Annotated in this window: 16 protein-coding genes and 2 tRNA genes; 10 read left to right on the top strand and 8 right to left on the bottom strand. The window is 61.3% G+C overall.

Going from position 1 to position 18654, the window contains the following annotated elements:
* Positions 1–35: 35 nt before the first annotated feature.
* From NAT23_RS00410 to hemA, 4 genes are read right to left on the bottom strand one after another with little or no spacing between them, the layout of a single operon-like run.
* Positions 36–791: a HesA/MoeB/ThiF family protein gene (locus NAT23_RS00410; RefSeq protein WP_251924601.1), complete on the bottom strand. Its 756-nt coding sequence runs from the start codon at positions 789–791 to the stop codon at positions 36–38.
* The gene (prmC, locus tag NAT23_RS00405) at positions 788–1648 is read right to left on the bottom strand and encodes a peptide chain release factor N(5)-glutamine methyltransferase (protein WP_350028294.1); all 861 of its coding nucleotides are present in this window, start codon (positions 1646–1648) and stop codon (positions 788–790) included. Before prmC ends, NAT23_RS00410 begins: the two co-directional genes overlap by 4 nt.
* A 1-nt stretch (position 1649) precedes the next feature.
* Positions 1650–2741 carry a peptide chain release factor 1 gene (gene prfA / locus NAT23_RS00400; protein WP_251924600.1) on the bottom strand — a complete coding sequence of 364 codons (1092 nt, stop codon included), beginning with the start codon at positions 2739–2741 and terminating at the stop codon, positions 1650–1652.
* On the bottom strand, positions 2738–4015 hold the full coding sequence (gene hemA, locus NAT23_RS00395) for a glutamyl-tRNA reductase (RefSeq protein WP_251924599.1): 1278 nt from the start codon (positions 4013–4015) through the stop codon (positions 2738–2740). The genes prfA and hemA overlap by 4 nt, the downstream gene beginning before the upstream one ends.
* Positions 4016–4287: 272 nt before the next feature.
* Between hemA and NAT23_RS00390 the strand changes: the two genes are divergently transcribed.
* The 9 genes from NAT23_RS00390 to NAT23_RS00350 all read left to right on the top strand — a co-directional run bounded on the left by NAT23_RS00390 (position 4288) and on the right by NAT23_RS00350 (position 11209).
* Positions 4288–5997 carry a tetratricopeptide repeat protein gene (locus NAT23_RS00390; RefSeq protein ID WP_251924598.1) on the top strand — a complete coding sequence of 570 codons (1710 nt, stop codon included), beginning with the start codon at positions 4288–4290 and terminating at the stop codon, positions 5995–5997.
* Between the two features lie 31 nt (positions 5998–6028).
* Complete coding sequence (lolB, locus tag NAT23_RS00385; protein ID WP_251924597.1) at positions 6029–6628, top strand: lipoprotein insertase outer membrane protein LolB; 600 nt, start codon at positions 6029–6031, stop codon at positions 6626–6628.
* Positions 6625–7491, top strand: a complete 867-nt coding sequence (gene ispE / locus NAT23_RS00380; RefSeq protein ID WP_251924596.1) for a 4-(cytidine 5'-diphospho)-2-C-methyl-D-erythritol kinase — start codon at positions 6625–6627, stop codon at positions 7489–7491. Before lolB ends, ispE begins: the two co-directional genes overlap by 4 nt.
* A 21-nt stretch (positions 7492–7512) precedes the next feature.
* Positions 7513–7587: transfer RNA gene (locus NAT23_RS00375), tRNA-Gln, on the top strand.
* Positions 7588–7663: 76 nt separating this feature from the next.
* Positions 7664–8605: a ribose-phosphate pyrophosphokinase gene (locus NAT23_RS00370; RefSeq protein ID WP_251589486.1), complete on the top strand. Its 942-nt coding sequence runs from the start codon at positions 7664–7666 to the stop codon at positions 8603–8605.
* Between the two features lie 102 nt (positions 8606–8707).
* The gene (locus NAT23_RS00365; protein WP_251924595.1) at positions 8708–9349 is read left to right on the top strand and encodes a 50S ribosomal protein L25/general stress protein Ctc; all 642 of its coding nucleotides are present in this window, start codon (positions 8708–8710) and stop codon (positions 9347–9349) included.
* A gap of 20 nt (positions 9350–9369) precedes the next feature.
* Positions 9370–9951 carry an aminoacyl-tRNA hydrolase gene (gene pth / locus NAT23_RS00360; protein ID WP_251924594.1) on the top strand — a complete coding sequence of 194 codons (582 nt, stop codon included), beginning with the start codon at positions 9370–9372 and terminating at the stop codon, positions 9949–9951.
* Between the two features lie 43 nt (positions 9952–9994).
* Positions 9995–11086 (top strand): redox-regulated ATPase YchF, encoded by a 1092-nt coding sequence (gene ychF / locus NAT23_RS00355; RefSeq protein ID WP_251924593.1) that lies wholly within the window; start codon positions 9995–9997, stop codon positions 11084–11086.
* 46 nt (positions 11087–11132) lie between these two features.
* Positions 11133–11209: transfer RNA gene (locus NAT23_RS00350), tRNA-Met, on the top strand.
* A 54-nt stretch (positions 11210–11263) separates the two neighbouring features.
* On the opposite strand, the gene NAT23_RS00345 is transcribed toward NAT23_RS00350, so the two are convergent.
* A complete protein-coding gene (locus tag NAT23_RS00345) occupies positions 11264–12556 on the bottom strand; it encodes a M18 family aminopeptidase (protein ID WP_251924592.1) in 1293 nt (430 codons plus the stop codon).
* Between the two features lie 112 nt (positions 12557–12668).
* On the opposite strand from NAT23_RS00345, the gene NAT23_RS00340 reads away from it, so the two are divergent.
* Complete coding sequence (locus tag NAT23_RS00340) at positions 12669–14711, top strand: carboxy terminal-processing peptidase (RefSeq protein ID WP_251924591.1); 2043 nt, start codon at positions 12669–12671, stop codon at positions 14709–14711.
* 67 nt (positions 14712–14778) lie between these two features.
* Here the strand turns inward: NAT23_RS00340 and NAT23_RS00335 are convergent, their stop codons facing one another.
* The 3 genes from NAT23_RS00335 to NAT23_RS00325 form a co-directional block, all read right to left on the bottom strand.
* Positions 14779–14976, bottom strand: coding sequence for a hypothetical protein (locus NAT23_RS00335; RefSeq protein WP_251924590.1), 198 nt, complete (start codon positions 14974–14976; stop codon positions 14779–14781).
* A gap of 371 nt (positions 14977–15347) precedes the next feature.
* On the bottom strand, positions 15348–17135 hold the full coding sequence (locus NAT23_RS00330) for an ABC transporter permease subunit (protein WP_251924589.1): 1788 nt from the start codon (positions 17133–17135) through the stop codon (positions 15348–15350).
* Positions 17122–18651: an ABC transporter substrate-binding protein gene (locus NAT23_RS00325; protein WP_251924588.1), complete on the bottom strand. Its 1530-nt coding sequence runs from the start codon at positions 18649–18651 to the stop codon at positions 17122–17124. Before NAT23_RS00325 ends, NAT23_RS00330 begins: the two co-directional genes overlap by 14 nt.
* Positions 18652–18654: the final 3 nt, after the last annotated feature.

Genomic DNA, 18654 nt, shown 5'->3' with positions numbered 1-18654 from the left:
AAATGTCGTTTACATCAGGGCCGTCAGCGCCCCGATCAGGCAGGTCGGTGCGCGGCGCACACCGGGCATTCAGGGTCACGCTGGACGTCGAACTGACGCCACTCGCCGGTCAGGCCATCGAAACTTGAAAGCCCTTTTGCCGATGTGCCAGCGCCGGCAAGAAGCTTCACCGCCTCGAGGGCCTGAAAGGTGCCGATCACGCCGACCAGTGGCGAGATCACCCCGCTTTCCGCGCAACTAAGCGCCTCATCGCTGCCATCGTCCCCGTAAAGGCAGGCGTAACAGTGCGTCTCGCGGGTGCGAAAATCAAACACCGCAAGCTGGCCCGAAAAGCGAATGGCCGCACCAGACACCAACGGCGTGTCAGTCTCGAGGCAGGCACGATTGATGGCGTAGCGGCTTGAAAACCGGTCGGTGCAATCAAGCACCACGTCCGCTGCACGAACAAGCTCGGAAAGACGCGCCGCATCGGGGCGCGCCTGCACCGTCTCGATGACGCACTGGCCGTTCAGCGCCTTGGCGCGCGCGCAGGCAGAGGCCACCTTGGTCTCACCCAGCGCAGCCTCGGTATGGGCGATCTGGCGCTGAAGGTTGGTCAGCTCGACGACGTCGTCATCGACAAGCGTCAGCCGCCCCACCCCGCTTGCCGCCAGATAAAGTGCTGCCGGCGAACCCAGCCCGCCGACGCCGATGATAAGCGCGTGCGCGCCAAGCAGCCGACCCTGACCGTCGATATCGACCTGGGGCAGCATGATGTGGCGGCTGTAGCGCAAAAGCTCCTGGTCGTTCATTCACTTGTTTCCTTGCGTGCCGGCCAGAGCGCGCGCGTGACCCGCGGCTGACCAGCAAGATCCTTGAGCGTTTCAATGGCCGAGTAGCCCATGCGTTTGAGTGCCCCTCGAACGCGCTCGCCCTGCGCGAACCCATGCTCGAGCATCAGAAAGCCTTGAGGGTTCAAATGCGCCCGGGCGTGCTCGATCAGATACTCGAGATCCCGATACCCTCCGCTCGACGCGATCAGGGCCGAATGCGGCTCGAAGCGCACATCACCGCGCTCGAGATGGGCATCGTTTGCATCGATGTAGGGGGGGTTGGAGACGATCAGGTCAAAGCGCTCGCCTGCAAGCGCCTCGAACCAATCACTTTGCGTGACCGCAATCTCAAGCCCCAGGCGCCGGGCATTTTCGTGGGCAAGCGCCACTGCGCCATCGACGCGGTCCACCGCGCTCACCTGCCAGCCGGGGCGCTCGCTCTTGAGCGCCAGTGCAACGGCACCGGTGCCGGTGCCCAGATCAAGCGCACGGCCCACTGGGATGCTCATCGCATCCAGGGCGCACTGAACCAGCGTTTCGGTATCGGGTCTTGGAATCAGGGTACTGGCGTTGGTGCCGAGCATCAGGCCCCAGAATTCGCGCTGGCCGGTAAGATAGGCCACCGGCTCGCCGTTAGACCGCGCCTGAATCAACGCCTCGAACGTCTCAAACTCGACCTGGGTCAGCACATGGTCGTTCCAGGTGTAGAGCCAGGTACGCGTTTTACCCAGCACATGGGCAAGCAGCACTTCCACGTCAAGACGGGCGCTCTCGGAACGGTCGCGCAGGCGGGTCGCGGCGCACTCGAGCGCCTCATCGACTCTTGGCAACGCCACCTCAGGACGCCTGCTGCATGGCCAGAAGCTGGTCGGCCTGATGCTCCTGAACCAGTGCATCGATGACCTCACCGAGCTCGGTTCCGGCCACGATGTCATTGAGCTTGTAGAGCGTCAGGTTGATGCGGTGATCGGTCACGCGCCCCTGCGGGAAATTGTAGGTGCGAATGCGCTCGCTGCGATCGCCCGAGCCCACCAGCGAGCGTCGCTCATCGGCCTTTTGTTGGCGCTGGGCGCTCTCGGCCGACTGCTTCAGTCGCGCCGCCAGCAGTGACATCGCTTTTGCGCGGTTCTTGTGCTGGGAGCGCTCGTCCTGGCACTCAACCACCGTGTTGGTCGGCAGGTGCGTAATTCGGATAGCCGAGTCGGTAGTATTGACGTGCTGGCCGCCTGCGCCACTCGAGCGAAAGGTATCGACGCGAAGGTCGGATGCGTTGAGCTCCACATCATCGACGGTGTCGGCTTCGGGCATGACGGCAACCGTACAGGCCGAGGTATGGATGCGGCCCTGGGACTCGGTGGCAGGCACCCGCTGCACTCGGTGGGCGCCGGACTCGAACTTCAGCCGGCCGTAGACTCCCTGACCGGAGAGCCGCGCGATGACTTCCTTATAGCCCCCGTGCTCGCCAAGGCTCTGGCTGATGATTTCCACCCGCCAGCCCTGAAGCTCACCGTAGCGCGAATACATTCGAAACAGATCGCCTGCGAAGAGCGCCGCTTCGTCACCGCCGGTGCCGGCGCGAACCTCGAGGAACACGCTCCGCTCATCGTTTGGGTCTTTCGGCACCAGCAGCTTCTTGAGCGTGGCTTCCTGAGCATCAAGCGCTGCATCCAGTTCGTGAAGCTCGTCTTCGGCCATGGCACGCATGTCGGCGTCATCGTCGTGGCGCATGGCTTCGGCCGCCGACCGATCACTTTCAAGGCCGCGATAGCGGCTCCAGGCCTCGACCAGAGACTCGAGGTCTGCGTACTCGCGGGAATAGGCTCGAAACGATTTTTGATCACCGATCACATCGGGGTCGGAGAGAAGAGCCGACAGCTCCTCGAAGCGCTCATCGAACGAATCGAGACGCTGGCGCAGCGATGCTTTCATGACGGGTCCTGTTCTGCCTCTAGCGGGTCCAGCAGCAGCTCTTCGGCAGCCAGCAGGAGGTCGTGTCGCTCGGCCCCCGAGGCGTCGCGCAGCCGTTTGGTGGTGCCGTGCAAGAGCTTGTTGCTGAGTTGATGCGATAAACGTCGGATGACTTCTTCGGCAGGCTGGCCCTGAGCCAGCTGCTGAAGCGCCTGCTCCTCGGAGGTGCGGCGCAGGCTCTCGGCCTGAAGTCGGTACTGCTTGATCATCTGGCCGGCGCTTCGAACGCGGCGCTCGTGCTGCCAGGTATCCACACCGTCCGCGATGATCGCCTCGGCCTGATCGGCGGCGGCCTGGCGCTGACGTCGGTTTTCCTCGATGACGTCGTGAAGGTCATCGACGCTATAGAGAAAGACGTCGTCAAGGTCACCGACCTGAGACTCGATGTCTCGTGGCACGGCAATGTCGACCATGAACATGGGCCGATACCTGCGCGCCTTGAGCGCCCCCTCGACCATGCCCTTGCCGAGAATCGGCAGTGGGCTTGCCGTGGAGGAAATCACGATGTCGGCGCAGGTCAGCGCAGACGGAATCTCTTCCAGGCTGATCGCAACCCCACCGACTTCGTCCGCAAGCGTCTGTGCCCGCTCCTGGGTGCGGTTGGCAACGATCACGCCCTGGATGCCCGCCTCGCGCAGATGGCGCGCAACCAGCTCAATGGTCTCACCGGCACCGATCAACAGCGCCCGCGAGCGCGTGAAGTCGTCGAAAATGCGACTGGCCAGATTGACCGCGGCAAAGGCAATGGACACCGGATGTTCACCGATATCGGTCTCGGTGCGCACCTGCTTCGCAATCGAAAAGGTATGCTGAAAGAGCCTGTCGAGCTCCCCATGAACGGCTTCGTGGTAGCGCGCCTTTTGATAGGCGTCCTTGATTTGACCGAGAATCTGGGGTTCGCCAAGCACCATCGAGTCGAGCCCGCACGCCACCCGCATCAGGTGGCGGACGGCCTCGCTTCCAATGTAGCTGTAGCTGCACTCTAAAATGTCGCTTGCCGGGACACCGTGGTAGGCGCTCAGCCAGTCGATGATCGCGCCCTCACCGTCAGGGTGCGCGAGCATGCAGTAGATTTCGGTACGGTTGCAGGTCGACAGAACCACGGCGCTCTTGATGCCCTCGAGCGCGGCCAGCTCGACGAATGCATCCTGCAGCTCGACCGGTGAAAATGCGATCTTTTCACGCACATCCACCGCTGCCGTTCTGTGATTGATCCCCAGTGCGAGAAGCGTCATAGTAGCCTGTCGTTCAAAGCGCCGAGTCGTGGGAGACGATCCAGCCTCACCCCGGTCAGACCGTTCACTGCGAGAAATCTCCTCACCGGTCTCGGGAATTGCGGCCCTCGAAAAGATGTTCATCATCGGCTCATCGGGAGCAACGTCAAGCCCCCGCTCTTGAAAAATAGCGGACATTCTACCATAGCGTGCGTGTCCTTGGGATGCCGTAATATTGACGCGATGACGCACCACCGCCAAAGCATTCTGATCTTTCAATATACGAGGCGAAAATGCGGGCTCGCACATTGTTCTTTCCTATAATCGCTATTGGCCTTGGAGCCACGCTGAGTGCCTGCACCCCGCTTTCGACCTCACGCGACTCGACGGAAAGCCCCCGTACCTCACCTCGAGCCGACGCCCTCGCAGCCCTTATTTCCGGCGAACTCTCCGCAAGGCGCGGGGACTTCACCGGCGGGTCGAGAGCCTATCTGGCCCAAAACCGTCACACGCCCTCGACCGCACTTCTCGAGCGCGCCACGGAGCTTGCAAGCCAAAGCGGCGACGAAACGCTTCTTTTGCAAAGCGCAGAGTTATGGTCCGAGGCCGCACCCGCGACCAGCACGCCCTGGCAGATTCTCGCTGACCTTTACAGCACGCAGGAAAACTGGCCGGCAGCGCTCGACGCGCTGATTCATTTGAGGGAAAGCCCGACGCCGCCACCGGAATACGCACTGGTCGACTTCATCGACTATCTGATTCAACGCGGTGCGCCGCCACAGGCGCTTATTCCAAAGCTTTCCCATCACCTCGACACGCACTCTGACGATCATGATGCACGCCTTGCACTCATTCTTGCCAACGTCCGTGCAGCGCGTCTTGACGCCGCCGCGACTGAGCTCAAGCGGGCACACGGGCTGGGGCCGGTTCCCGAGTTCTGGCTGATCAGCGCGCTGTACCATCAGGCGCGGGGCAACACCGAACAGGCTGAGCAGGCTGCGCGCGAGGGGGTCGAACGCGATGCCAGCGACGCTCGCCTGTGGCTTGCGCTGACGCAAAGCGCCCTGGCCCAGCACGATGTCACAACGGCCTCCACCGCGGCCCAGAGGCTGGTGGCACTTCGCCCCGACGACACCGAGCTTCACACCGCCCTGGTCGATGACGCCATTCGCCATCGCGCCGTCGAGACCGGCTTCAAGGTGACCGAGGCCCGCACTGCTCGAAACGAGCGCGACCAGGGGATCACCGCCCTTCTGACCGCCCGACTCCACATCGCAAATGACGCGCCCGAACGCGCGTTGACTGCACTTTTAACGGTACCGGAAGGCCCGCTCTTTCTCGCCTCGCGCCGGCAAGGCATCAACGTGTTGCTTCAGCAGCACCAGTCCGACCGGGCGATTCTTCTGATCCAGCAACAGCAACAGGCCCATCCCGACTATTGGCTCAACCTTGTCGACATCGAACTGGACCTGCTCGATCGGCTATCCCCCTTTTCGGCCGCCGATCGTCGGCTCGATGAACTGATCGAGCAGATGCCCGAGCATCGAGACGAACTGGCCTACACAAAAGCCATGCACGCACTCGATCATGGTCGGGTTCAAAAAGCGCTTGCCGAACTTGAGGCGCTGCATGAGCGAACGCCCGAAAGCCCTCGGGTGCTCAATGCCTACGGCTACACGCTCATCACCCGAACACCTCACCTCGCCAAGGGCACGGCCCTGCTCGAACAGGCCCACCGACTGGCGCCGAACCACTTTGCGATCCAGGACAGTCTCGGATGGGCCTACATCAAGGCCGCCCGGTACCGGGATGGCATTCTGCTTTTGAAGCGCGCCTACATGGACGCGCCAGACGATGAGATCGCTGCCCACCTCATCGAGGCGCTGTGGCTTGACCAGCACCGCCCTCAGGCACGACGTTTGCTCGACGATGCCCTGCAACGCTTTGATGACACACCGGCGTTAAACGACTTGCTGTCACGCTATCCCGACCTTACCCTCTAGACCACCTTGACTCATGAGAAGCGATTTCCCCATGCGACGACTGATGGTTATTGCCGCCTTTGCCCTGATCGCGGGCTGCGCAACCCAGGCCCCGGGCCCCAATGGCACCCGACACATGGGCGACTGGAAGAGTCAGCAGACCCAGATCGAGACGCTCGATGCCTGGACACTGATGGGCAAGGTCGCGCTGAGTGCGCCCGACACTCATCAAAGTGCCAACCTGGACTGGACACAGTCGGGTACGCACTACCGCATGCTGCTGACAGGCCCCTTCGGCGCAGGCCGCACGACCCTTGACGGTGACCCCGGAAACGTCAGTCTGAGCAACAGCGAAGGCACCTTCAGCGCGCCCTCGCCCGAGGCGCTGATGCAGTCACGCCTTGGCTGGTCACTGCCGGTCTCGGCCCTCGATCACTGGATCAAGGCCGAACCGGCGCCGCACTCGGACAGCAGCATCGAGCGCGATGAACTCGGCTTTCCCAAAGTGCTTGAACAGGATGGCTGGACAATCTCCTATAGCAAGTGGACCAACGTCGACGGCCTCTGGCTGCCCGGGCGCATCAGCATGGTTCAGGGGGAGCTCCGCGTAGTCATGATAGTGACGCAGTGGCAGCCCGAGGACGGGAAATGAGCCTCACGCTGCCTGCCCCGGCCAAGCTCAACCTGATGCTTCACATTACGGGTCGCCGCGATGACGGTTACCACCTGCTCCAGACCGTGTTTCAACTGCTCGACCACGGCGACACGCTCACCTTCGAGGCCGCCTCCGGCTCCGAGCTCACGCTCACGCCGGACCTCGAAGGCGTTGCAGAGCACGACAATTTAATCATTCGGGCTGCAAAGCTTCTGCGTAGACACACCGGCTGCACCCAGGGCGCCCACATCTCGCTTGAAAAGCGCCTGCCGATGGGCGGTGGCATCGGTGGCGGCAGTTCGAACGCGGCCACGACCTTGGTCGGGCTGAACGCACTGTGGGAGCTGAACCTGTCGCTTGATGAACTGGCCGAACTCGGTGCAACGCTTGGGGCCGATGTGCCCGTGTTCGTTCGTGGCCGAAGCGCCTTTGCCGAGGGCGTCGGCGAGCGGCTGACCGCGATCGCTCTGCCCGAAATTCCCTTCATCGTGCTTCACCCCGGGCCTCAAATATCGACCAAGACCGTGTTCGGCGCCCCGGACCTGCCACGTGCAACCCCGATTCTTTCAAAGGATGAGGCGCTCTCACGCCGTGACAACGACTGCGAGGCCATCGTCTGTGCGCACTATCCTGCCATCGATGACGCTCTTGCCTGGCTCTCGGCTTTCGGCCCCGCCCGACTGACCGGTACCGGCGGATGCGTGTTCTGCCCCTTGACGTCGCATGAGGAGGCCGATAACATTCTGCGCCGTATTCAGCAGGAGCGTGACGCCCGCAGTGACCGTCAGCAGTGGCAGGCGTTTATTGCTAACGGCTTGAATACTTCTCCCCTTCACATTGCCTTAAACAAGGTTGGGTAATGTGACTGGCAGACGACGTGTTGGGGTATAGCCAAGTGGTAAGGCACCGGTTTCTGGTACCGGCATTCCCAGGTTCGAGTCCTGGTACCCCAGCCATTTCAATGGCGTCTGACTCAGTCGTTCTTGCTCTGATTTCTCTACGATTTCCACTAGCGTCCAAAGGTGGCCACGCGTGTCTAAACTGATGGTTTTCGCGGGGAATGCCAACCCCGAACTCGCCCGCAAAGTTGCAGAATGCCTCGACAACCGATTGGGCCATGCAACAGTCGGCCAGTTCAGCGATGGAGAAATCGCCGTCGAGATCAATGAAAACGTTCGCGGCAAGGACGTCTTCATCCTGCAGTCGACCTGCTCCCCGACCAACGACAACATCATGGAACTGATCCTGATGGTCGATGCCCTGCGCCGTGCCTCGGCCACGCGCATCACCGCGGTCATTCCCTACTTCGGTTATGCTCGTCAGGACCGCCGCGTTCGCTCGGCGCGCGTACCGATCTCGGCCAAGGTCGTGGCCGACATGATGGTCAAGGCAGGCGTCGACCGCGTCATGACCATGGACCTTCACGCCGACCAGATTCAGGGCTTTTTCGACGTTCCGGTAGATAACGTCTACGGCTCGCCGATTCTCCTCGACGACATCGAACGCCAGAACTACGACGACATCGTCGTGGTCTCGCCCGATGTCGGCGGCGTTGTGCGCGCTCGCGCCATCGCCAAGCAGTTAAACACCGATCTCGCCATCATCGACAAGCGTCGCCCGCAGGCCAACCAGGCCCAGGTCATGCACATCATCGGTGAGATCAAGGACCGGACCTGCATTCTGGTCGATGACATGGTCGATACCGCAGGCACGCTCTGCAAGGCCGCCGAGGCGCTCAAGGAGCACCAGGCGCGCCGGGTCGTCGCCTATGCGACTCACCCGATCCTGTCCGGCCCCGCGGTCGATAACATCACCCAGTCCAAGCTCGATGAGCTGGTCGTGGGCGACACTATCCCGCTGTCCGAAGCCGCCCGCCGAAGCGGCAAGATTCGCCAGCTCAGCATGGCTGGGTTGATTGCCGAGGCGATCCGTCGCGTCAGCAACGAAGAATCCGTCAGTGCCATGTTTCATTGATCACTGACCGATAGGCGCATTCGCGCCGAAGCGACGAATACGGATGACCTGGTCGCGGGCATCCGTATTCGTGTTCATTACCTCTCAAAGAGTAACTACATCATGTCCAATCAGTTCACATTGCAAGCTCAAGATCGCAGCGACCTGGGGAAAGGTGCGAGCCGCCGCCTGCGTCGCCAGGGCGATGTCGTACCGGCCATCATCTACGGCGGTGAAGCTGCCCCGAAACCGGTCGCCATCGACAAGCCGTCGTTCTACAAGGCCATCGAGAGCGAGTCGTTCTTCTCATCCGTCGTTGTCCTCGACATCGCCGGTCAGAAAGAAAGCGTGGTCATCCGTGACCTGCAGCGTCACCCGTACAAGCCGCTGATCACTCACGCTGACTTCATGCGCGTCGACAACACGCATGAGCTCACAACGACTGTTCCGCTGCACTTCGCCAACGACGAAGCCTGCAAGGGCGTCAAGGACGAAGGCGGCGTACTTCACGTTCTGAATAACGACGTCGAAATCAGCTGCCTGCCGAAGAACCTGCCGGAATACCTGGAAGTCGATGTTGCCGGCCTTGGCCTTGGCGAGACGCTGCACCTGTCCGACATCCCGCTGCCGGAAGGCGTGACACTGGTCGCCCTGTCCCACGGCGAAGAGTCCGATTACGGCATCGTCAGCATCACCCATGCCGACAAGGGCACGGAAGGTGAAGGCGAAGGCGACGACGCCGAAAGCACCACCACCGAAGACTGATAAACCAACAGGACACCTGCATGACGGCTATTCGAGCCCTGATCGGCCTGGGCAACCCAGGCCAACAGTACGAGCATACCCGCCACAATGCAGGTGCCTGGTTTATCGAAGCACTCGCAAGGGCGTGCAACACGCCCTTGCGACCCGAGAAAAAGTTTTTCGGGCAGTACGCCAAGATCACCTATCAAGGGCATGAGCTGCACCTGTTGGTGCCCACGACGTTCATGAACCGCAGCGGCCAAGCGGTTTCCTCCCTGGCCAAGTTCTTCAAGCTTCCAACGTCTGCGTTTCTTGTCGCCCATGATGAGCTCGATATTCCTGCAGGCCAGGCACGCCTGAAACAGGGCGGCGGCCACGGCGGACACAACGGACTTCGAGACATCATCAGCGCTCAAGGCAACGACCGCGAGTTCATGCGCCTGCGACTCGGCATCGATCACCCGGGCAACGCCAAACTGGTCACCAATCATGTCCTCAGCGCCCCCGGAAAAGCCGAGCGACAATCGATCGATGGCGCCATCGATGCGTCGATCGATGTCCTGCCCCTGCTGCTTCAGGGCGATTCGGCTCGCGCCATGAGCCAGCTGCACAGCATCAAATAATCCAGCACATCGCATCAGGCGATTCGAACGACAGGATGACACCATGGGTTTCAACTGCGGCATTGTCGGACTACCGAACGTCGGCAAGTCGACGCTTTTCAACGCGCTGACCAAATCCGGCATCGACGCCGAAAACTTCCCCTTCTGCACCATCGAACCCAATACGGGCATCGTCCCGGTACCGGACCCGCGCCAAGAGGCCCTGGCCGCCATCGTCAAGCCGGAAAAAGTGGTTCCGACGACCATGGAGTTCGTCGATATCGCCGGGCTGGTCGCCGGTGCCTCCAAGGGGGAAGGGCTTGGTAACCAGTTCCTCGCCAACATTCGCGAAACCGACGCCATCGCCCATGTCGTCCGCTGCTTTGACAATGACAACGTGATTCACGTGGCCAACCAGGTCGACCCGAAAGCCGACATCGAAACGATCAACATCGAGTTGGCACTGGCGGATCTGGACAGCGCCGAGCGCAGCATTACGCGCCTTGCACGCACCGCCAAGGGCGGCGACAAGGACGCCATCGCCACCAAGGCCGTGCTTGAAAAGATTCAGCCGCATCTGGCCGAGGGCCAGCCGCTTCGAAGCTTCTCACTGACCGCCGATGAACTTCAGCTCATCAAGAGCTACGGCTTTATGACCCTGAAGCCGACCATGTACATCGCCAACGTCAATGAAGACGGGTTCGACGACAACCCCTACCTCGACATCGTGCGCGGCATTGCCGAAGAAGAAGGCGCCATCGTGGTGCCGGTCTGCAACAAGCTCGAGTCCGAAATCGCCGAACTCGAAGACGATGAGCGCGCCATGTTCCTGGACGAACTCGGCATGAGCGAGCCGGGCCTTGATCGCGTCATTCGGGCAGGCTATGACCTGCTTGGGCTCGAGACCTACTTCACCGCAGGCGTCAAGGAAGTGCGCGCCTGGACGGTCCCGAAAGGCTCTACCGCGCCCCAGGGCGCTGGCGTGATTCACACCGATTTCCAGAAAGGCTTCATTCGCGCCGAGGTCGTCTCCTACGCCGATTTCATCGCCTACAACGGCGAAGCCGGCGCCAAGGAAGCGGGCAAATGGCGCCTGGAAGGCAAGGACTACATCATCAAGGACGGCGACGTGATTCACTTCCGGTTCAACGTTTAAGTACTTGACTTGAAACGGGGGCGTCCGTATAGTCTGCACCCGTTACGGCTACGTAGCTCAGCTGGTTAGAGCACATCACTCATAATGATGGGGTCCCCTGTTCGAATCAGGGCGTAGCCACCAAGCTTTAAAAAACCCGCCTCCTGGCGGGTTTTTTATTGCCTACTAATTGGCTCATCATTCATTCGGTGTACAGAACGCACCCAGGGCAGCAATCAGGTGCGCCGGATCTCTTGCGCCGGTAGTCTCACGCACCGAGTGCATCGCCCACTGAGATAGCCCGACGTCCAGTGTTGGAATACCAAGCTCTGTTGCCGTAATCGGCCCAATGGTACTGCCACACCCCATATCCGCGCGCGTTACGAACGACTGCACCGGCACATCAGCACGTTCGCAGGCATCACGGAACAGCGCCTCGGTCGCGCTGTTAGTCGCATAACGTTGACTGGCATTGATCTTGATCACCGGTCCACCGTTAATCGCCGGCCCATGGTTACGGTCGTGCTTGTCCGGGTAGTTCGGGTGCAGCGCATGCGCGTTATCGCAGGAAACCATGCACGAGCTCTGAATCATTCGAACAAACCCTTCACTGCCGCCGCGCCCGACGCTCGACTCATTGAGTCGTGAAAGCACATCACGCAGAAATGACCCTTGGGCGCCGCTGGCACTGGCACTGCCCACCTCTTCATGATCGTTGGCCACCATGAGCACCGCCTGATCGCCCTCCAAAGCCGCCATCGCCGACGTCGTACAAAAGCATGAGAGAAGATTGTCGAGGCGCGCACTTGCGATCAGCCCATCCTCGCCTCCGATCCGACCGGCCGGCTGGGTGTCATAGAGACAAAGCTCATGCCCGAGAATGGCGTCGATATCCGTGCCAGCTTGCGTCTTTATCAGGCTCAGCAAGGGGTTATCATCGGTGAAAGCGCCCTGCCAGACCACGGGAGCCATCTGCGTCTGAGCATTGAAGGAGCGGTTCTGATTGGCCTCTCGGTCCATATGGATGGCCAGCGAAGGTATGATGGCAATTGGCTTATTGGTATTAATTAGGATACCTTCAACTTTTCCATTGCTGCGCCGCACATGCACGCGTCCGGCAAGTCCCAGATCACGATCGAACCATGGCGCCAGCAAGGCACCCCCATAGACTTCGACTCCGAACTGCAGCCAGTCGCGCGAACGCTGAACGGGGTCTGATTTGAGCCGCAGACAAGGACTGTCCGTATGCGCCCCCATCATACGAAACCCGTCAAGCTCGCCGGTCGGAACCTGGAAGGCAATCACTGCGCTGTCGTTTCGCGTCACGTAATAGCGGCCACCCGGTGTTAGTGTCCAGGCTGACCGCTCGTCCAATGCCTGATACCCTGAGCGCGCAAGCATGTCCGTCATGTTGCGAGTGGCGTGCCAAGCGGTCGGCGATGCGTCCAAGAACTCACACAGCTGATCTTGTACCTGGGAAACTGAAACCATAAAAAACGCCTCTATCTTTTGCATAACGTTGCATGAATTAGCCGATGCCCGACATTGAGCAAGAGGAACCGTCTGAGGAATGAGTGTACATGAAACCAGGAGAGCATCATTGATGACCCCACGTGCAGTCGCCCACTACATGGCTATTGCCCTACTCTGGCTGGCCGTTGCGATTCCAAGCATGGCCGCTTCGCAGGCACTGACGCCTGACGAGGATCAAAGACAGGCCGCCCGCGACGTCAGCGAAGCGCTCCGCTACGGTCACTACGATGACGTCACGCTCGACCAGGCCTGGTCGGAAAAGGCCTTCGAGCGTCTTCTAACCCTTCTTGACCCGCAACACGTCTATCTGCTTCAGCGCGACATCGACCGTTTCAGCGGCCTACGCCAAAGCTTTGGCGACGACATCGATTCGGGCGACCTCGATGAGCTCTACGCGCTTTACAACCTCTTCCAGACGCGGCTTGAAGCGCGCCTTGACTACATTATCAAGGCACTTGACGACAAACCCTCATTTGATTTCTCGACCGCTGAGCGCATGGCGATCGACCGCGAAGACAGTGACTGGGCCCATGATACCGAATCCCTTGATCACCTCTGGGACAAGCGGCTCAAGAACTCTGCCCTGACCATGTCGCTTTCGAAAACCGCCGATGATGACATCGTCAAACAGCTCAAATCGCGCTACACCAATCAGCTCAAGCGGGTTCAGCAGACCAATTCAGAGGATGTATTGAGCGTCATCATGAGCGCCGCGACTGGCTCGGTCGACCCGCATACCGAGTACCTTTCGCCAAGCCAGGGCGAATCGTTCGATATCCAGATGAAACTCTCGCTGGAAGGCATTGGCGCCCTGCTTCAAAACGAAGGCGAGTACGTCAAGGTGGCAAGCCTGGTGCCGGGCGGCCCTGCCGACAAGGCGGGCGACCTCAAGCCAGCCGATCGTATCGTTGCGGTCGGCCAGGGCAAGACCGGCGACATGACCAACGTGATCGGCATGCGCCTCGACGACGTGGTTGATCTGATTCGCGGTGCCAAGGGCTCGACCGTTCGCCTTGAGATCATCCCGGCCAAGGCCGTGGACGTTACACAAACCCATGTGATCGAAATCAAGCGCGACACGGTCAAGCTTGAAGACCAGGCCGCCCAGAGTCAGGTCATCACACTCGAGCGTGACGGTCAGCCGGTCAAGATCGGCGTAATCAAGGTGCCCGCCTTTTACGTCGATTTCGAAGCCTGGCAGGCCGGCAAGAAGGACTATCGCAGCACCACGCGCGACGTACACAAGCTCATCGACAAACTGAAGGCCCAGAACGTTCAGGGCATCGTGCTCGACCTTCGAAACGACGGCGGCGGCGCCCTGCAGGAAGCCAACTCGATGATCGGCCTGTTCATCGACCGCGGCCCTACCGTGCAGGTGCGTGACGCGCGCGGGCGCATCAGTCTCTACGGCGATACCGACCCGGGCGTGGCCTATAGCGGACCGCTTGCGGTGCTGGTCAATCGACTGTCGGCCTCGGCGTCTGAAATCTTTGCAGGCGCCATCCAGGATTACGGCCGTGGCCTGGTCATCGGCACCCAGACGTTCGGCAAGGGCACCGTTCAAACTCTGTCGGATCTGAGCCATGGCGAGCTCAAGATGACCCGCGCCAAGTTCTACCGCATCACCGGCAAGAGCACGCAGCTCAAGGGCGTGGTGCCGGACATCAGCTTCCCGAGCCTGGTGGACAAAAACGACATCGGTGAAAGCGCACTCGACTATGCCCTGCCTTGGGATACGGTCCGCTCGGTCAACTACCGTGGTTACGGCAATCCGAGCCGCTATTTGAGCGCACTCAAAAAAGCCCATCAGGAACGGGTCAGCACCAACCCCAACTTCCGCTACCTGGAACAGGAAGCCAAGCTTGCCACGAAGCTGCGCGAACAGACCAACTCCGTCAGCCTCAACAAGGAACAGCGGCAGAAGGAAATGAATGCACGCGAAGCCGAGCAGCTCTCACTTGAGAATCAGCGTCGCCGGGCGCTTGGCCTTGAAGAAATTGCCGACTGGACCGACAGCCGCGATCAGGAAGAGGACGACACGCCGATCGATCAGGCCGAGCTTAATGAAAGCGCCGCGATCCTGCTTGACTACAGCACCCTGCTCAAGCACTAGCGCCTACAGAAGGCTCACAAAAAAGCCGCTGACGTGTCAGCGGCTTTTTTCGTTGATCGGCGCCCAATCAATGGCACTCGATCCACTTCACGATACCAAGCACATCGTCCCGGCTCAGCTCATAGTGCGCCATCAGCGCCTCAAGGCGCTGCTGAAACCCATGCCTTGACGTCTCCTGCGTGCGCTCCATTCCTCGAAGCAGTTCACCCAACTGGGCATCCAGCGCCCACTTTTCCTTGGCTGACAAGGTATGTTCTCGAGACATACGCCCCTGGACCACCTTCTTTAAAAACAACATTGAAATAACCACACACCCTCAATACCCCGGTGCGCAGCACCCCCTTCAAGCCAAGCGCCAAGATCAAAGTAATAACGCTTACCCGTCCAGGATGAAACGAAAAGACCGACGAGAGGATCATCCAAGTATAGCCACAATGGCGAATCAAACGATGCCGATCCATTCAACGTGCAGGACGCGGTATGACGGAATACGCCTCGCCTTGAGGCGCACGGGGCACGGGGCACAATGGAGGCGTTATACGCTGAAACAGCACAGGCCGCCAGAGCGATGTGACTGCTTCAGCGTAAAGCCGATAGGATCATGAGCCGCGCCCAACGTTTGCGCGTCGACTCACTCTAATGCCGACGACCGATCAGAGACAGGGACACCGCCAGCACCGACATCAACACCAGCGCCAGTGACGGCACCAGAACCGCCCACGGCGCGCGCTCCAGATACGGCATGCTTTCTGATAATAAAAGCCCCCACTCAGGCTCCGGCGGGCGAGGCCCAAGCCCAAGAAACCCGAGCGCCGCCAGCGCAAGCGCCGTACCGGGCAGTCTCAGCATCGCGTGGCGAAACACCGGCGTAATGACGGCTGGCAACAGATAGCGGCTGACGAGCCGGCACCGGCCAACCCCAAGCATGGGCGTGATTCGAACGTGCGCCTGCCCCATCACCTCCGTCACCAGCGCAGACGTATGCGCCGCCAGCGGCGCCCAAGTCACGGCGGTCACGGCAAGCACCGCCCCGCTCGCGCTGGGTCCCATGATGCCGGCCACGATCAGCCCGGCGATCACCGGGGGCGTTGCGTTGGTAACCTCGATCGGCCCGGCCGCAACGCGCGGCATGAGCCCGACCAACACCCCGATTACAAACGTGATCAAAAGCGTGACCAGTGCCATGCCGATGGTCGACACCGCTCCGTGACTGATGCGCGCTAAAATATCGCGCCCGGTACCGTCAGCCCCGAGCGGCAGCGCAAGACTTGGTGGCTGAAGGCGCAGGTAACTTGAGAGCATCGGGTCTCGTCCGAGCCCGGCAACTACCACGATAACCAAAAGCGTGGCGGCAAGCGCCGGCACGACCCAGCGCCTACGGCCAGCGTGGTCAACCTCCAGAGCCACCGGCATCGATCCGGCCTGAAGCGCCCGCCCCATCAAAAGCGTCCGGCCAAGATTGGCCGCCCCACCGAGCACCACCGCAAGCCCCAGCAGAATCAAGATGCCCATTTGCAACGCCGGAAGATCCTGCGCCGAGGCAGCCCCGAGCGTTGCCCGGCCAAGCCCTGGAATGGAAAACACCTGCTCGACTGCAATGGCCCCACCGGTCAGCCCAACAATCACCAGCCCAACCTGCGGCATGAGACTTGGAAGTGTCCGCATGAGCGCGGCCCGACCGATATGTCGCCGAGTGAAACCAGCCATGTGCCAGGTCGCGACCCAGGCCTCTGAAAAGGCCGCGGTCAGCGCGTCACTGAAGAGCCGCCCCAATAATCCGCCGGCCGGCAGCCCGAGCGCGAACGCCGGCAGGATCACGTGGCGAATCTCCCCCCACCCGTAAGGCGGCAACCACTGAAGCCATGCCGCGAACACCACGAGCAGCAAGGAGGCCAGCAGAAACTCCGGCAAGGCGGTGATCGCCGCGCCGACCGCACCAGAGGTCGGTGACGGACGCCCCTCGAGTCCACGCTTCATCGCCGGTAAACAAATCAGCACGGTCGTTACCAGCGCGACCGTAAGCGCGGAAGCCATCAGCACCAGGGACACCTGCGCGGCACTCAGCATGCCAGGCAGCACCGGCCCGCCCGAAATCCAGGAGGTGCCGGCATCCCCGTGCATCAAGCCAACCAGCCAGCTCTGAAGCTTTTCAAACGGCCCCATGTCGAGGCCAAGCTGAGCCCGAATCGAGGCCAGTGCTTCCTCGGTGGGGTTCTGATCCCCGGCCCGCGCCCGCAAAATACTAAGCGCAGGGTCCCGGCCGGACAGCCACGGCAGCAGCCCGACCAGCACCACAACGGCGCCTAGCGTCACGAGCCTGGACAGCGCCGGAATCAGCGCGCGTCCATCAAACCGCCACCTCACCTTGGGCGACGTGCGCGCCGTCGGCTCGATACCAAGTGCCGGTTGCTCAGTCGGAGCCATTATCGACAAACCGAGTGTGCTCGTTGATCAGCTCGCGCTCACGCGGGTCACGTACCGCGCCGCGGACACGCCTTGCCTCGCCCTGAATCACCCGCTCATGCAGCATCGGTACGGCCGCATCGGTTGCAAGAATGGCCGCCTCAGCCTCGATGATGGCCTGGCGCCGCTCCGGACCTGGCGTCAGGTCGGCGGCGCGCTCGAGCGCGGCATCAACGCGCGGATCGCACAGCTGCGCAATGTTGAACGAGCCGTCACAGGCAAAATCACTGTACATGTACGCCACCGGGTCGCCTGAATCGAGCATGGTGGCGCGCGAGAGAATGAACGCATCGAACTTGCCGGCCAGCATGTCCGATTCGATATGAGCGTACTGCCGCACTTCCTGTTGAACCTCGAACCCGGCCGCCTCGAGCTGCTGCTCCAGAAGAACCGCCACTTCCGGCAGCTCCGCCCGGTCGGTAAAGGTGCCCAGCGTGATCTGCGCGCCGTCTGGAGCCGCCGCCTGTGGCCGCTCGATGGGCGTGCGCAAGCCATCCGCCCAGTCAAGCGCCGGGCCAAGCAGTCCCTTGGCCTCATCGGCGCGACCTTCATAGACAGTACGAACGATCGCCGCCCGGTCGAGCGCTTCCCGCGCCGCGGCGCGCATTTCCGGCGACGTGAACGGACCGGATTCGGTATTGAGGTAAAGCGTGTTGGTGCGCGGCATCGGCACCTCATGCACCAGTTCCTGATCGATCAGCGCCACTTGCGAGACCGGCACCGCCTCGACCACATCGGCTTCCCCGGTGCGAAGCGCCGCCCCGCGCGCCGTGCCATCCGGCACGTAATCGGCATCGATGCCAGAAAGCTTCGCCGTATCGCCCCAGTAGCCGTCAAACCGATCAAGCCGCGCGCTTTGAGTGCCATTGATTTCCTTTAAAACGAACGGTCCCGTACCCGCCTCGATCGGGTTGACACGACCGTCATCGCCATAGGCCTTGGCCGCAAGAATCGCGAGCTGCGGACTGGACAACCGATTGGGCACAAGCGGGTCTGCGTCTTCGGTATGAACGATCACGGCGTTGTCGCCGTCAGCCTCGACCTGCATCGACACACCGTCGAGAATGCGCGGCTTGGGCGAGGCATTGATGGCCTTTCTCAAGGCAACGACCGCCTGCTTGGCGGTCAGCGGCGTACCGTCATGGAAGCGCGCATTGTCTCGAAGCTCGAACCGCCAGGTGTTCGGGTCGACCTGCGTCCAGTTCGTCGACAGAAACGGCTGCGGCTCGCCCTGCTTGTTAAGACGCACCAAGGTTTCCGCTGTGCTCCAGCGCGAGAGCTTGAAGGCGTCGTCGGTCAAGGGGTTGAGTCCGGAGCGCGGCGGTTGAAGCATGGCCACCCGAATGCGCTGATCCGCCTGGGCCTCGGTTTTAGCCTCATCGGCCTCGTCCTGCTGGCAGCCGGCAAGCATCGCCACTGACAGCGCCATGACCGGTAACGTCAACGCGTTGCGAAAAAGTGAATGGGCACGGAACATCTT

This window comes from Larsenimonas salina (genome assembly GCF_023736155.1).
Classification (GTDB): Bacteria; Pseudomonadota; Gammaproteobacteria; order Pseudomonadales; family Halomonadaceae; genus Larsenimonas; species Larsenimonas salina.
The sequence above is the reverse complement of the archived record's forward strand: the minus strand, read 5'-3'. Positions and strand labels throughout refer to the sequence as shown.